Annotated in this window: 13 protein-coding genes; 4 read left to right on the forward strand and 9 right to left on the reverse strand. The window is 70.5% G+C overall.

The window, feature by feature from the left end; translation table 11 throughout:
- Nucleotides 1-27: 27 nt before the first annotated feature.
- The 6 genes from ACJJVL_RS03950 to ACJJVL_RS03975 form a co-directional block, all read right to left on the reverse strand.
- The gene (locus ACJJVL_RS03950) at nucleotides 28-411 is read right to left on the reverse strand and encodes a hypothetical protein (protein ID WP_405217012.1); all 384 of its coding nucleotides are present in this window, start codon (nucleotides 409-411) and stop codon (nucleotides 28-30) included.
- A 9-nt stretch (nucleotides 412-420) separates the two neighbouring features.
- Entirely contained in the window at nucleotides 421-621 is a 201-nt protein-coding gene (locus ACJJVL_RS03955) for a type II toxin-antitoxin system HicA family toxin (protein WP_405217013.1), read from the reverse strand.
- A gap of 120 nt (nucleotides 622-741) precedes the next feature.
- Complete coding sequence (locus tag ACJJVL_RS03960) at nucleotides 742-1713, reverse strand: TetR/AcrR family transcriptional regulator (protein WP_405217014.1); 972 nt, start codon at nucleotides 1711-1713, stop codon at nucleotides 742-744.
- Between the two features lie 33 nt (nucleotides 1714-1746).
- Complete coding sequence (locus tag ACJJVL_RS03965) at nucleotides 1747-2574, reverse strand: aldo/keto reductase (RefSeq protein ID WP_405217015.1); 828 nt, start codon at nucleotides 2572-2574, stop codon at nucleotides 1747-1749.
- A 49-nt stretch (nucleotides 2575-2623) separates the two neighbouring features.
- Complete coding sequence (locus tag ACJJVL_RS03970) at nucleotides 2624-2887, reverse strand: ribbon-helix-helix protein, CopG family (protein ID WP_405217016.1); 264 nt, start codon at nucleotides 2885-2887, stop codon at nucleotides 2624-2626.
- A gap of 125 nt (nucleotides 2888-3012) precedes the next feature.
- Nucleotides 3013-4215, reverse strand: a complete 1203-nt coding sequence (locus ACJJVL_RS03975; protein ID WP_405217017.1) for an MFS transporter — start codon at nucleotides 4213-4215, stop codon at nucleotides 3013-3015.
- A gap of 115 nt (nucleotides 4216-4330) precedes the next feature.
- On the opposite strand from ACJJVL_RS03975, the gene ACJJVL_RS03980 reads away from it, so the two are divergent.
- Nucleotides 4331-5287 carry an IS481 family transposase gene (locus tag ACJJVL_RS03980; protein WP_405217018.1) on the forward strand — a complete coding sequence of 319 codons (957 nt, stop codon included), beginning with the start codon at nucleotides 4331-4333 and terminating at the stop codon, nucleotides 5285-5287.
- Between the two features lie 66 nt (nucleotides 5288-5353).
- Here the strand turns inward: ACJJVL_RS03980 and ACJJVL_RS03985 are convergent, their stop codons facing one another.
- Nucleotides 5354-5701 (reverse strand): DUF6804 family protein, encoded by a 348-nt coding sequence (locus tag ACJJVL_RS03985; protein WP_405217019.1) that lies wholly within the window; start codon nucleotides 5699-5701, stop codon nucleotides 5354-5356.
- A 442-nt stretch (nucleotides 5702-6143) separates the two neighbouring features.
- On the reverse strand, nucleotides 6144-10553 hold the full coding sequence (hrpA, locus tag ACJJVL_RS03990; protein WP_405217020.1) for an ATP-dependent RNA helicase HrpA: 4410 nt from the start codon (nucleotides 10551-10553) through the stop codon (nucleotides 6144-6146).
- Between hrpA and ACJJVL_RS03995 the strand changes: the two genes are divergently transcribed.
- The 3 genes from ACJJVL_RS03995 (at nucleotide 10552) to ACJJVL_RS04005 (ending at nucleotide 12651) form a co-directional block, all read left to right on the forward strand.
- A complete protein-coding gene (locus ACJJVL_RS03995) occupies nucleotides 10552-11508 on the forward strand; it encodes a hypothetical protein (protein WP_405217021.1) in 957 nt (318 codons plus the stop codon). The two genes, hrpA and ACJJVL_RS03995, sit on opposite strands and share 2 nt — an antisense overlap.
- Nucleotides 11509-11529: 21 nt before the next feature.
- A complete protein-coding gene (locus tag ACJJVL_RS04000) occupies nucleotides 11530-11988 on the forward strand; it encodes a GNAT family N-acetyltransferase (protein WP_405217022.1) in 459 nt (152 codons plus the stop codon).
- Nucleotides 11989-12177: 189 nt separating this feature from the next.
- A complete protein-coding gene (locus ACJJVL_RS04005) occupies nucleotides 12178-12651 on the forward strand; it encodes a cupin domain-containing protein (RefSeq protein ID WP_405217023.1) in 474 nt (157 codons plus the stop codon).
- Nucleotides 12652-12753: 102 nt separating this feature from the next.
- Here ACJJVL_RS04005 and ACJJVL_RS04010 read toward each other — a convergent pair whose 3' ends face one another.
- The gene (locus ACJJVL_RS04010; RefSeq protein ID WP_405217024.1) at nucleotides 12754-13488 is read right to left on the reverse strand and encodes a hypothetical protein; all 735 of its coding nucleotides are present in this window, start codon (nucleotides 13486-13488) and stop codon (nucleotides 12754-12756) included.
- Nucleotides 13489-13515: the final 27 nt, after the last annotated feature.

Raw genomic sequence — 13515 nt, forward strand, 5'->3', positions numbered from 1 at the left:
GGCGACGTGAGCATCAGGGCGGCGCCGTCAGCGTGCTGAGGCCGCGCCGTCCAGCAGTTGGTAGACGCGCGAGCGCGAGATGCCGAGCGCAGCGGCGGCGTCGTCGGCGCTGATGCCGCTGCGCCTGATGCGCGACAGTGCATCGCGTCGGAGCGCTGCGGCTGAGGCCGCTGCGGCGCGCGCGTCCGCTTCGCGCGCGGCCGCCTCCCGCCAATCGGCGACGACGTCAGGCGGCAACTCGACGTGTGTGACGAGCTCGAAGTCATCGGTGTCGGTGACCAGACGGATCAGGTCTCGCGTCATGGTCTCGACCTCGGCGAGTTTCAGCGCCTGCGTCACGTGGTCGAGTTCTCGCACAGTGACCGTCCACCAGCGGCCGTCTCTGGTGACGTCGGCGTGATAGGTAAGCATCCGCCTGCCTCACTTCCAGCTCTCGGGTACGTGGCCCACGATCTTTTCGATGCTCCGCAGTACCCCCGGGGAGATGCGGCTGTGCCTTGGCAACGGGATCGAGCGTGCCCCGGGCCTGCTCCACTTCTGGTGGCCGCCCGACTCGCTTGCGACCTCGTAGCCCTCGCTTCGGAGGAAGCGCTCCACCTCGCTGCGCTTGGCTTCCTTCATGAGCGTAATCTAGCCAGGGATAGACGATCAAGAGGAGCCTGGGGTGGACGCTGTGGATGCGGCGCGGCGGCACTCGAGGACCAGCGGCTTCGTCGACGGCCGCCCTGAGCGGCGGTGACGCTATTTCCGCGCCTTCGCCTCCGCCTTCGCGGCCTTCAGCGCCGCCTTCGCGGCGTCGCGCTCGGCGGCCGCCTCAGCCTTGGCCTCGATCGCGCGCAGCCGCTCGGCGGCCTTCGCCACCGCATCCGCTGCCTTCGCCTCGACCGCCCGCAGGTCGGCGCGCGCCTTCTCGACCAGTTTCGCCGCCTCGCGCACCTGCTTGTCCTGCAACACTCCAGGGGGCAGACGATCGAGCGGCTCATCCTCCTGGTCGCGCTCGACCCAGCGCTCGATGCCGTCGAAGAGGCGCGAGAGGCCGAAGCCAAAGCCGCTCGCGTCGTCCTCCTCGGTGGTCTCGAAGATGCCCGCGCGCACGGCGGGCGCGAGCAGCGGGAAGCGCTCGTCGGTGACGAGCTCGGGCAGCGCGCGCCGCACCTCGTCGTCGACGGCCGCGTCGCTCGACGCCTTCGAGTAGAGCGCGATGTAGCCCAGCAGCAGCCGCAGCGTCGGCAGCTTCATGCGGTCGGGCGCCGGCACATCCTCGAGCGCCGCGAGGCCCGCCTCGATGATCGCGAGCCGGTTGGGCGTCGTCGGAGTCGAGCTGGGCGGCAGGTCGGCCAGCCACGGGTGCGCGTCGTAGCTCGTGCGCACGAACATCGCCCACTCGCGTAGCCGCTCGCGCCAGGTGCTGCCGGCGCCCGGCACCGTCACCTCGCTCGCGGAGTCGAACATCAGCAGCAGCAGGTCATCCTTACCGGTGACGTATCGGTAGAGGCTCATAGGAGCGACGCCGAGGCGCGCTGCGAGCTTGCCCATGCTGACCGCGTCGAGGCCGTCGGCGTCGGCGAGCTCGATGGCCGCCTCGACGATGCGCTCGGTGGAGAGCTCGCGCTTGGGGCCGCGGTGCGGCATGGCGGCGACGCCCCACGTGAGTGCGTGCGCGTGGGGCAGGTCGGGGGTGTCGGCGTGGCCGGCCTCGGGTTCGGTCGTCACTGCGCGCTCATCCCTTGGCCGCCGCGCGGGCGGTCACTGTCGGTCATCCGGGTGGGTGCCGGTGCGTTCGCCGGTCTCGAGGTCCGCGATGCGCGCCATCTCGTCGTCGCTGAGGGTGAAGCCGTCGACGTCGAGGTTCTCGCGCAGGCGATGCGGATGCGTCGACTTGGGAATCAGCGCGCCACCGAGCTGCAGGTGCCAGCGGATGATCGCCTGCGCGGGGGAGACGCCGTGGTCGGCGGCGATCCGCTGGATCGCGGGATCCTCGAGCACCCGGGCGCGGCCGAGCGGGCTCCACGCCTGCGTGACGATGCCGTGCTCGGCGTGGAAGGCGCGCAGGTCGTGCTGCGGCAGCCAGGGGTGCGACTCGACCTGGTTGATGGCGGGCACCACGCCGGTCTCGTCGATGAGCCGCTGGAGGTGATGCTGCGTGAAGTTGCTGACGCCGATGGTGCGCACGCGGCCCTCGTCGCGCAGAGCGATGAGCTCGCGCCAGACGTCGACGAAGCGCTCTCTGGCCGGGCGCGGCCAGTGGATCATGTAGATGTCGATGCTCGTGCCGAGCGCAGCCTCGCTCGCGTTGAACGCGGCCCTGGCCGCCTCGGGTGTCTGCTCGGGGTCGCCCCAGAACTTGCTCGTCACCGTCAGGTCGTCGCGGGCGATGCCGCGCGCGGTCGCCTGCGCGATCGCAACGCCCAGCTCGCGCTCGTTGCCGTAGAACTCGGCGCCGTCGATCAGTCGGTAGCCGGCGTCGACCCCTGCGGCGACGACCGCTTCGGTCGCATCGAGCGGCACCTTGTAGAGCCCGAACCCGAGCGCGGGGATGGCGGAGCCATCGTTGAGCTCGAGGGTGCGGGGCATGCGTCGATTGTGTCAGGCGGGTGCTCGCTGCGCTGACCGCGGCGCCGACTTACGCGACCGACGCCGCGAGCACATCGCGGATGAACTCCGAGCGCGTCTTCTGGTGCTGTGCTGCCTGCGCGTCAACGGCAGCGATTTCCGTCGGCGTCAGGCGCACGGTCACGACTTGCGAAGGCTCAGCACCTCTGCCGGGTCGGCCTCGACCACGCTTCTTCAGGGCAGCGACGTCGTGCCCGGCCTCGGCTTCCGCGGCCCACTTCGCGATCTGCTCTTCTGTGACCGGAACCCCGTTGATGGTCTCTTTCGCCTTCATGCAAATATTGTATTACGAAAGAGTGGTCGGGTCGATGTGTACATCCGTGAACGCACAACGCGCAGCCCGGGAACGCCGACTCCGACACGTTGTCATGCGCTGCACGTCCGTCAGACGTGGAGGAGTCAGCGCGGCAGCTCGATCGGCGCCGTGTCCGGCGGCTCACCGATGCCGTGGCGCAGGTCGGGCTGGTGGCGCCGGAAGATCATGGCGACCGCCGCCGCGATCGCGACCATCACGACCGCCACCCACACGCCGCCGATCCCGCCGACTGCATCAATCGCGACGCCTGCGATCGCCGAGCCGACCGCGGCGCCCAGCAGCTGCCCCGTGCCGATCCACGCGTAGGCCTCCGGGGTATCCGCGAACTTCACCGTGCCGGCGATGATCGCCGAGAACGCGGCGAGCGCGGGCGCCGTGCCGAGACCGGCGATGAAGAGCGCGACCGAGAGCCCGACGACCTCGCTCATCGGCAGTGCGATGAGCATGCCGGCCAGCACGATCCCGAGTCGAATGCCGAGCGACCACGGCGTGATGCCGCGACCGCCCATGGCGAAGCCGCCCAGCAGCGAGCCGAGCGCCGAGACCGCGAGCACGATGCCAGCCTCGAGCGCACCCTCATCGAAGGTCGCAACAACGCCGGCCTCGACGGCGGAAAAGCCGCCGATGAACATCGCCGAGACAACCACCGACAGCAGCACCGGAGGCTTGCGCAGCACGCGGCCGAGCTTGCGCGTGGTCGGCGGGATGCGCAGGCGGCGCACCTCCGGCGACACGATGAAGAATGCCGCGCCGACGGCCTGGATCACGAGCACGACCAGCAGCGTCGGACCGGTGCCGATGAGCGCGACCAGCGCCACCAGGAGCACCGGGCCGAAGACCCAAATGATCTCCTGCAGCGCCGCATCGAAGGCGAACAGCGGCGAGAGCAGTCGCTGCGGCACCATGCGCGGGTAGAGCGTGCGGACGGTCGGGGTGACCGGCGGCATGGCGGCGCCGGCGATGACACCGGCCACGACATCCGCCCACAGGGGCAGGTCGAGCGACGCCATCGAGAACAGCGCGGAAACGGAGATGACCGTGGTCGTGATGAGCACAGCGACCGTGCCGAAGCGGGACATCAGCCTGGTCACGAAAGGACCGGCGACAGCCATGCCGACCGAGAACGCCGCGAGCACGAGACCAGCGGCCGTATAGGTGCCGTGCTGGCGCTCCATGTGCATCAGCACGCCGAGCGAGTACATGCCGGTGGGGAACCGCGCGATCAGCTGGGCAATGATGATGCGCGCCAGCCCTGGGACCCGAAGAACCTCGGCATATGTGCGCACCAAGTGATCCTAGATGTACTGCGCCGGGACGTTGGTGACAGTTCGGGTCTTGTGAGCAAGGAGAACCTCCGGGCTTAGTGGAGCTGTTCAAGGTCTTCACGTCCCGGAGGTTCTCGTGGCCCAAGTTATCCCGCGCTTGTCCCCGTTTGGCAGAGCGCTGATCGTCGAACGTGTCGGCCAGGGGCGACCGGTCGCGCACGTTGCGGCCGAGCTCGGCGTCTCTCGTCAGACCGCGTATCGGTGGGTGCGTCGATTCCGCGCCGGTGGCATGGATGCGCTGTTCGACCGGTCGAGCCGGCCGCATTCGTCGCCCAAGCGCACGACTCATAATCGTGAGGTTGCGGTGCTCGCCGCACGCGAGCGCATGCGGCAGGGGCCGCTGCGGCTCGCGGTCGAGACGGGCGTGCCAGCACGGACAATCTCGCGGATCCTGGCCCGTCATGGTGTCCCGCGGTTGTCGTGGTGCGATCCCATCACCGGCCGGTTGATCCGTGCCTCACGGACGACCGCGCACCGCTACGAGCGCGAACGCCCCGGCGACCTCGTCCACGTCGACGTGAAGAAGCTCGGTCGCATCCCGGACGGCGGAGGCTGGCGCGTGCACGGTCGATCCGAGACGGTTCGAGGCCGCGGGATCGGCTACGACTTCGTCCACGCCGCCGTCGACGACCACAGCCGGCTCGCCTACGCCGAGATCCACCCGGACGAGCGGTCGGAAACGTGCGCGGGCTTCCTCCGGCGAGCAGCCGACCACTTCGCCGGCCACGGCATCACGCGTATCGAGCAGGTCATCACCGATAACGCGCTCGCGTATCGACGCGCCCGTGCGTTTCCCGCAGCCGTCGCCGCGCTCGGCGCCCGGCAGCTGTTCATCAAGCCTCACTGCCCTTGGCAGAACGGCAAGGTCGAACGCTTCAACCGCACCCTCGCCACCGAATGGGCCTACCGACAGGCATTCGACTCGAACAGCGCACGCACTGACGCCCTTGCACCATTCATCGAGCACTACAACACTGAACGCATCCACTCAGCGCACGGAACGACTCCCGCAGCACGGGTGTCACCCAGGTGATGGCTCAGTACACCTAGAGCGCCGGGGATGGGTTGCAACGGCGGCGCCCAGGGCGTCGGTGGCGGATCAGTCGGAGCGCGGTGTCTTGATGGTGAGCCCGGCGACGACGAACAGCGCCGCGGCGACCAGGTGACCCCAGAAGTAGACGGCGGTCAGGGTCGAGCCCTCCCAGGTGAACGGCATGACCGGGTTCCACGCGATGGCGATGACGGCGAACACCGGTACCCACCACCACTGCTTCGCCTGCACGGCGAACCAGACGACGATGAGGGCGAGGATCGCGATCACGTAGCGCAGCACCTCGTCCCAGGCGCCTGCCAGCCAGAGCTGCGCGGCGACGAGCGCGAAGGCGGCGAGAATGCCGGGGGCGAGCGCGTTGCGCTGGAAGTCGGGGCCGTAGCGTTTCTCGTCCATCGTGCTCCAGGGTATTGGGCTCCGCGGCCCTTCACGGTTGGTCTCGTGACGCCCGCGGCTGCGCCGCCCGCTCCTCGACCAACGGCTGTCTCGTAGGACAGTCCTATGGATGTCAAGTGGGGTTGAGGTCGTGTTTGAGGGCGGCGAGGATCTCGCGGCAGAGGTAGCGCTTGAGGGCTCTGATGGCGTCTCGTTTGGAGTGTCCTTCGGCGAGTTTCCACCAATCCACGGTCCCCGTGGAAGCCCTCCACGCCAAGCTCGTGAACAGGCTCACAAGCACTAAGACCGACCGGCGTCGACCGCAGCACACCCAGCATGGCCCGCCACCAGACCCAGCCATAGCCCCACTTTCGCCCATCCAAAGCGGCGCCCGCAGGGCGCCCCGCCAAGCTCGTGACGCGCGCGGCTTCGCCGCGTGCTCCTCGACCGGTGGAGGTGCGGGTCAGGCGGCGAGCGCCTTGCGGATGCGCTGCGGCGAGACGGGGCCCGCGGTGCCGAGCTGCTGCGCGAAGAGGCTGACGCGCAGCTCCTCCAGCAGCCAGCGGGCGGTGACCAGCCGCTCGGCCTTCGCCGCGCCGTCTGAGCCGGGCACGGCATCCGTCACCTCCGGCGCGAGCGGCAGCGTGCCGCCCGCCGCGGTGAAGAGGGCGGTGGCCTGCTCGACCTCGGTCATCCAGGTGCGGTCGCGGTTCGCGGTCTCTGGCAGGCGCTTCACGCGGTACTCGATCGCCCGCACGTAGACCTCGAGTCGCGCCAGGCGCTCGAGCCCCGTGCGGCTGACGAAGCCGTCGAAGATCAGTTGATCGAGGTTGGCGCGGGCGTCGGCGAGCGCCGCCATGTGAGCGAGGCTCGCGCCCTCACGGATCGCCCGGTCCGCGTTCCGGGCCGACGTCAGGATCCGCGCCACCTGGCTCGCGAGCGCGAACATGCGGTCCACGAGCCCGTCGGCGACCTTCGCCCGCAGCGCCTCGAACTCCTGCGTCGTGGCGGGCGGCGTCGCGCCCAGCTCGGCATCGATGATCGCGAGCATCAGGTCGTCGAAGAGCCGGTCGGTCGAGACGTACGGACTCGCGCCCAGCGCCAGCTTCTCGGCACCGGTCAGGTTCGACTGCACGTAGGGCGCCGGGCTCGGCACCTGCCGCAGCAGCAGCTGCCGCACCGCCGCACGCTGGTCGCGCTGCTGCGCCTCGCTCGTGCTGGCCAGCCGCACGCCGACCGTGCCCTTGCCGGTGATCGCATAGCCCGGGTAGGCGCGCACGGTATTGCCGCCCTGCTTGACGTCGATGTGCGCCGGCAGATCCTCCACGAATCCGGCCACCTCGTCGCGCTCCAGATCGCTCGTCACCTTCACGGCAACCTTCGCGACCTGCGAGCGCGCCTGCCCCGCGAAGCGCCGCTTGAGCACCTCGAGATCCTTGCCCTGGCCGAGGCGCCGGCCGCGAGCATCCTCCACCGCGAAGGTGGGCTTCAGGTGGTCGGGGATGCGTCCCCAGTCGACGTCGTCGGCGACCGCCTGCACGTAGGCGATGCGGCTGATGCGGGCCGCGAGCACCTCGGCGAGCGGGCGAGCGGACCCCGGCCCGGATGCGGCGCCGTCGCCCTGCGCGGGCTGCGTCGGCAGCTCGGTGAGCATCCCGCGCGCCCAGTCGGCGGCGGGCACCACGTGCTTGCGGATGTGCTTGGGCAGGCTCTTGATCATCGCCGTCAGCAGCTCCTCGCGCATGCCGGGCACGAGCCAGTCGAAGCCGGTCTCGCTGAGCCTGGGCAGCACCGCGAGCGGCACGTGCACGGTGAGCCCGTCGTCGGCGGTGCCGGGCTCGAAGCGGTAGCTGAGGCGCAGCCGCTGCTCGCCCTGCTGCCACTTGGTGGGGAACTGCTCCCGATCGATCTGCGCGGCCTCGCCGGTGAGATCCTCGCGCGTCATCGTCAGGAGCGCCGGCGTCTCCTCACGGGCGGTGCGCCACCAGCCCTCGAAGGCGCGCGTGGATGCGACGTCGGCCGGGATGCGCGCGTCGAAGAAGTCGAACACGGCCTCGTCGCCGACCAGCAGGTCGCGGCGCCGCTGGCGCTCCTCGAGTCGCTCGATCTCGCGCCGCAGCTCGCGGTTCTTGCGGTCGAAGTCCTGCGGGGAATCCCACTCGCCCTCGACGAGCGCGTGCCGGATGAAGAGCTCGCGCGCGTGCTCGGCATCGATGCGCGCGTACTGGATGCGGCGGCGCTCGACGATCGTGACGCCGAAGAGGGTGAGCTTCTCGTAGGCGACGACGGCGCCCTGCTTGCGCTCCCAGTGCGGCTCCGACACCTGGCGCTTGACGAGGTCGCCCGCGAGGGGTTCCGCCCACGCGAGGTCGATGGCTGCCACGTTGCGCGCGAACAGCCGGCTGGTCTCGACGAGCTCTGCCGCCATGACTGCCCGCGGCGGCTGCTTCGCGAGCCCGGAGCCGGGGAAGATCTGGAAGCGCGCGCCGCGAGCTCCGAGGTACTCGGCGCGCTGCCGGGTGCGGCGGCTGTGCTGGCGCGCGCTCTCGCCGGGGCGCGGCTGCTGCGCCTTGCCGGTCTCGTCGATCGTGCCAATGCGACCGAGCAGTCCCGAGAGCAGCGCCTTGTGCACGGCGACCGCGTCGACGGATGTCGCGAGCGAGCCGGCGCCTTCCCGCGCTCCCGCAGGTCGACCGTCGCCCTCCGTAGGTCGAGGAGCGTCGTCGCGCAGCGGCGCCGCGTCACGAGGCCGGTTGGCGCCCGCTTCCGTAGGTCGAGGAGCGTCGTCGCGGAGCGGCGCCGTGTCACGAGACCGGTTGGCCCCTCTGGTCTCGTGACGCGATCGGCCTTCGGCCGCTCGCTCCTCGACCGACGGGGAGGGTGTCTTGGTCTCGTGACGCGAGCGGCCTTCGGCCGCTCGCTCCTCGACCAGCGGGGACGGGCGCTGCGGGGCGCGCGTCACGCCCAGCGCCTTCGTGAGCTGCCGCACGACGTCCTGCCACTCGCGCACGCGCAGGAAGCTGAGGTGCTCTGCCTTGCAGAGCTTCCTGAACTGGTTGCCCGACAGCGCCGCCTGCTGCTCCTGCAGGTACCGCCACAGCGCCAGCAGCGTGATGAAGTCGCTCGTCGGATCGGTGAAGCGCGCATGCATCCGATCCGCCTCCTCACGCCGCTCCAGTGGCCGCTCGCGCGGATCCTGGATCGTGAGCCCCGCAACGATCGCGATCACCTCGTGGGCGACGCCGGCGTCGCGACCGGCCACGGCCATCCGCCCGAACCTCGGGTCGACGGGCAGGCGGGCGAGCTCGCGCCCGATCTTCGAGATCGAGCCCGCCTTGCTGATCGCGCCGAGCTCGAGCAGCAGGTCGTTGCCGTCCTTGATGTCGCGCGCCGCGGGCGGCTGCAGGAACGGGAACTCCGCCAGCGGACCGAGTCCCAGGCTCGCCGCCTGCAGGATGACCGCCGCGAGGTTCGTGCGCAGGATCTCGGGGTCGGTGAACTCGGGCCGCTTGTCGAAGTCGGCCTCGCTGTACAGCCGGATCGCGATGCCCGGCGCGACGCGCCCGGCGCGCCCGGCGCGCTGATTGGCGCTCGCCTGGCTGATCGCCTCGATCGGCAGCCGCTGCACCTTCGACCGGGCGGAGTAGCGCGAGATGCGCGCGGTGCCCGTGTCGATCACGTGCCGGATGCCCGGCACCGTCAGGCTCGTCTCCGCCACATTCGTCGCGAGCACGACGCGGCGACGGATGCCGGCCCGGTTGGTCTTCTCGAAGACGCGATGCTGGTCGGCCGCGCTCAGCCGGCCATAGAGGGGCAGGATCTCGGTGGCCTGGCCGAGCCGCCCCGCGAGCGCGCCCTGCGCGTCGCGGATATCCGCCTCGCTCGGCAGGAACACCAGCACGTCGCCCGCGTTGTCGCGCGCGATCTCCTTGAGCGCCGCCTCGATGCCGTCGATCGGATCGAGGTCGACGTGCGTGTCGGGCTCGCCGTCGTCATCCTCGTCCTCATCCATCTGCTCGCTCACGAGCGGGCGGTAGCGGATGTCGACCGGGAACGTGCGCCCCGACACCTCGATGATCGGGGCGTCGTCGAAGTGCCGGCTGAACGACTCCGGATCGATCGTCGCACTCGTGACGATCACCTTGAGGTCGGGGCGGCGGGGGAGCAGGCGCTTCAGGTAGCCGATCAGGAAGTCGATCGTGAGGCTGCGCTCGTGCGCCTCGTCGATGATGATCGTGTCGTAGCCCTTGAGGTCGCGGTCCCGGTGCATCTCGGCGAGCAGGATGCCGTCGGTCATCACCTTGATGCGCGTGGATGCGCTCACCTGGTCGGTGAAGCGCACCCTGTAGCCGACCTCGCTGCCCATCTCGACCGCCAGCTCCTCGGCGAGGCGCTCGGCGATGGTGCGGGCGGCGAGCCTGCGGGGCTGCGTGTGGCCGATGCTCTCGCGGCCGAGCTCGACGAGCATCTTCGGCAGCTGCGTGGTCTTGCCGGATCCGGTGGCGCCCGCGACGATCACCACCTGGTGGTCGCGGATCGCCGCCATGATCGTCTCGCGCGCCTCGCTGACCGGAAGCTCGGCCGGGTACTCGATGCGCATCCCGCCATTCTCTCGCACGCGCCCGCCAGCTCCTTGCTCGCGCTGGCGCATCCGTCCGACCGTGGCCGGGCGCCTTGTTTTCCGGACCCCAGTTCGGTAGCCGGACCCGAGAACTGAGGTCCGCCTGCCGAACTGGGGTCCGCGAAATCCGCCCGAGCGAGCGCGAGATCGGGCGGGGATGCGGAGCGCGGTCGGCAGCGAACAGGGGATCCCTCCACAAGCGCTCTCGCTGCCAGACACCGACCCGGCGGACCGTGACACGCTGCGGCGCATGCAGGGTGACGACGGCGCCGGCGAGCGATCGATCCAGCTCCATCGCGCGCGGGAGATCGTCGCCGCCTCGCCGGGCGCGCAGCCGGAACGGGATGCGTCGCTCGTCCAGGTGCGCCACGGGGTGTACGCCGACAGCACCGCGTTCGAGAACCTCGATCGAGACGCCAGATATCTCGCCCGCATCCGAGCGGTGCATGCTGTGCGCTCGCAGCCGATCTTCGCCCGCGAATCGGCGCTGGCCGTGCACGGCGTTCCGTTCGGGCTTGAACCCGACGCCGTCTACACCACGGGGAATCTGCGCACTGCGCGCAGGAAGGGCGGCGTCGTGCACGTGCCGGTCGAGCTGCACCCTGCGGATATCGCGGTGGTCGGCGACCTCGCCGCCTGCTCTCTCGCGTTCGCGCTGGCGGATGTCGCTCGGCGGCGGGGCGCGCTCGATGCGGTGTCTGCGCTCGACTGGGCACTTCGGCGCGGCAGCGTCACGAAGGAGGAGGTGCTGGCAGCCCTGGACCGGCAGGGCAAGCGCGGACGGGCACGCGCAGCAGCGGTCATCGCGTTCTCGGATGCTGCATCGGAATCGGTCGGCGAATCGTGGAGCCGCGTGCGTGTCTTCCAGCTCGGGTTCGCGATGCCGGAGCTGCAGGTGTGGGTCGCCAGACGCAGCGGCCAGCGCTACCGCGTCGACATGCGGTGGTGCGTCGAGGGTCGCCGTCCGGTCTACGGCGAGTTCGACGGGATGCAGAAGTACGGGGAGCTCGCGCACCTGGCCGGGAAGACCGGTGCGCAGGCGCTCGCGAAGGAGAAGGCGCGCGACGACGACCTGCTCTTCAGCGGTGATCCGGCGCACTGGGTCTGGGCCGATGTGCAGCAGCCATCGCGCTTGGCTCGGATGCTCTCGGCCGACGGCGTGCCGCGCGTGCGCGCCCCGATGCGGGGCCTCTCCCGGGATTCGTAACGACCCGGCTAGCGTGGGCGCATGGCGGAGATCACGGTGCGTGCAGTGGCGGCGAACGACCGGCAGCGGTGGGAGGAGTTCTTCCACGGCTATCGCACCTTCTACAAGAAGGAGCTTGACGCGGCGATCGCCGAGCGCGTGTGGGGCTGGTTGCTCGACCCGGCGCACGAGAGCGAGGGGCTCGTTGCCGAACGCGACGGCGACCTCGTCGGCTTCGCGCACTGGCGCCGCTTCGCTCGGCCGCTCGCGGGGGAGACCGGCATCTACCTGGACGACCTCTACGCGGCGGAGTCCGCGCGCGGCCTCGGCGTCGGCCACGCGCTCGTCGTGCGCCTGCAGGAGATCGCCGCAGCCGAGGGCGCGACGGTCGTGCGATGGATCACGGCTGATGACAACGTCATCGCGCAGCGGCTGTACGACCGCATCGCGACGAAGACAAGCTGGCTGACTTACGACGCAGCCCCTGCGCACGACGCCTGACGACGCGCCGACATCCTGGCGGCGGCGAACACGGCCAGTCCGGCGAGCCCTGCGAGTCGGCCAGTGCGGCCAGTGCGGCCAGCCCAGCAGCGAGCGCGGCCAGCGCGGCCAGTACGGCCAGCACCGCCGTCAGCAAGGTGAGCCTGTGCTTCCTGGCGCCTCTCAGGCCAACGCGGCAGGATGACGCCCATGGACATCATCGACAACGGCCCGCAGCGCAACGCGTTCGACATCGAGACCGCCACGCGCGAGAACACCAACTACCGCACGGTTGCCTGGAGCGGCGAGCACCTGCAGGTGGTGCTCATGTCGATCGAGCCCGGCAGTTCGATCGGCCTCGAGGTGCACTACGGCACCGACCAGTTCCTGCGCATCGACGCGGGTCGCGGCCGCGTGGTGATGGGACCGTCGCAGAACGACCTCGTGTTCGAGCAGGAGGTGGGCGACGGCTGGAGCATCCAGGTGCCCGCGGGCAGTTGGCACGACGTCATCAACACCGGCGACGAGCCGCTGCGCCTCTACACGGTCTACGCGCCCACGCATCACGCGAAGGGCATCGTCCAGCCCACCGCCGCCGACGCCGAGGCCGATGAGGAGGCCGGCCGGGATGAGCCGCCCGCCTTCGCCGAGGAGATTGACACGAAGGGCGAGGACAAGGCCTGAGCCTCACCCGCCGACGTACGACGCCCGCCGAGTCATCGGCGGGCGTCGTGCGTTGCACGGGCGGATGCGTCAGGGAAGCGACGCGCCCAACGGGCGGATGCGTCAGGGACGCGACGCGCCCTCGTCGCCATCGGCGTCACCGTGCTGCGCGACGCCGCGCGACGGCGCGGCCTCGACATCGGTCTGGTCGGGTGGCGTCGCCAGGTCGGGGTCGGCGCCGATCACGGTGGTGCCGTCCTCGGCGCCCTCGCTCGGGCCTGGACCCTGATCGGTGCTGTCGGTGTGGATCTCTCCCATTGCGCTCTCCTCTGCGTAGACCTGGGTGGCCGAGACTCCGACCGCGGCGTTCGCCGGCGAGCCAGCCGCGGCCGCACCGGCGACCCCGGCCGCTGCGGCGGCCCCGATGACGGATGTGCTTGCTGCTGCCTCCGCGCGTGCCTCGACGGTCGCGTCGCCGTGCTCGCGCCCCGAAGCGCCCGGTGCGGAAGCGCCCGGTGCGGGAGCGCCCGGCGCCGGGTCGTCGGTGTCGTCGGTGTCGCCGTCGAAAGGATTGTCGCCGATCAGCGGCGGCAGCTCCTCGCCGTGCTCGCCCCGCCGCTCGAGCACGAAGACCGCGCTCAGCATCGTGATGATCGAAGCGCCCACGAACACCCAGCCGAGCACGCTGTTGGGCAGGACGCCCATCGGATCGGTGACGCGCGTGTAGCTGAGGATCGCCAGCAGCGCCCCGATGCCGACCAGCACGCTCGTCGTCACGACGAACCAGGTGGGGCGGGTGCGGCGCGTGGCGATGATCGCGCCGATGACCAACGCTGCGAGGCCGAGGAGGTAGTGCATGCGGTCAGCCTAGGTGCGCCGCCTGGG

The sequence above is a fragment of the Agrococcus sp. Ld7 genome (genome assembly GCF_045064095.1).
GTDB lineage: Bacteria > Actinomycetota > Actinomycetes > Actinomycetales > Microbacteriaceae > Agrococcus.

Excerpts from the sequence above, each read along its gene's own strand:
- hrpA (WP_405217020.1), bottom strand. The coding sequence starts at position 10,553 with ATGCGCCGCAGCGTGTCACGGTCCGCCGGGTCGGTGTCTGGCAGCGAG.
- ACJJVL_RS03965 (WP_405217015.1), bottom strand. The coding sequence starts at position 2,574 with ATGCCCCGCACCCTCGAGCTCAACGATGGCTCCGCCATCCCCGCGCTC.
- ACJJVL_RS03955 (WP_405217013.1), bottom strand. The coding sequence starts at position 621 with ATGAAGGAAGCCAAGCGCAGCGAGGTGGAGCGCTTCCTCCGAAGCGAG.
- ACJJVL_RS04000 (WP_405217022.1), top strand. The coding sequence starts at position 11,530 with ATGGCGGAGATCACGGTGCGTGCAGTGGCGGCGAACGACCGGCAGCGG.
- ACJJVL_RS04005 (WP_405217023.1), top strand. The coding sequence starts at position 12,178 with ATGGACATCATCGACAACGGCCCGCAGCGCAACGCGTTCGACATCGAG.
- ACJJVL_RS03970 (WP_405217016.1), bottom strand. The coding sequence starts at position 2,887 with ATGAAGGCGAAAGAGACCATCAACGGGGTTCCGGTCACAGAAGAGCAG.
- ACJJVL_RS04010 (WP_405217024.1), bottom strand. The coding sequence starts at position 13,488 with ATGCACTACCTCCTCGGCCTCGCAGCGTTGGTCATCGGCGCGATCATC.
- ACJJVL_RS03950 (WP_405217012.1), bottom strand. The coding sequence starts at position 411 with ATGCTTACCTATCACGCCGACGTCACCAGAGACGGCCGCTGGTGGACG.
- ACJJVL_RS03985 (WP_405217019.1), bottom strand. The coding sequence starts at position 5,701 with ATGGACGAGAAACGCTACGGCCCCGACTTCCAGCGCAACGCGCTCGCC.
- ACJJVL_RS03995 (WP_405217021.1), top strand. The coding sequence starts at position 10,552 with ATGCAGGGTGACGACGGCGCCGGCGAGCGATCGATCCAGCTCCATCGC.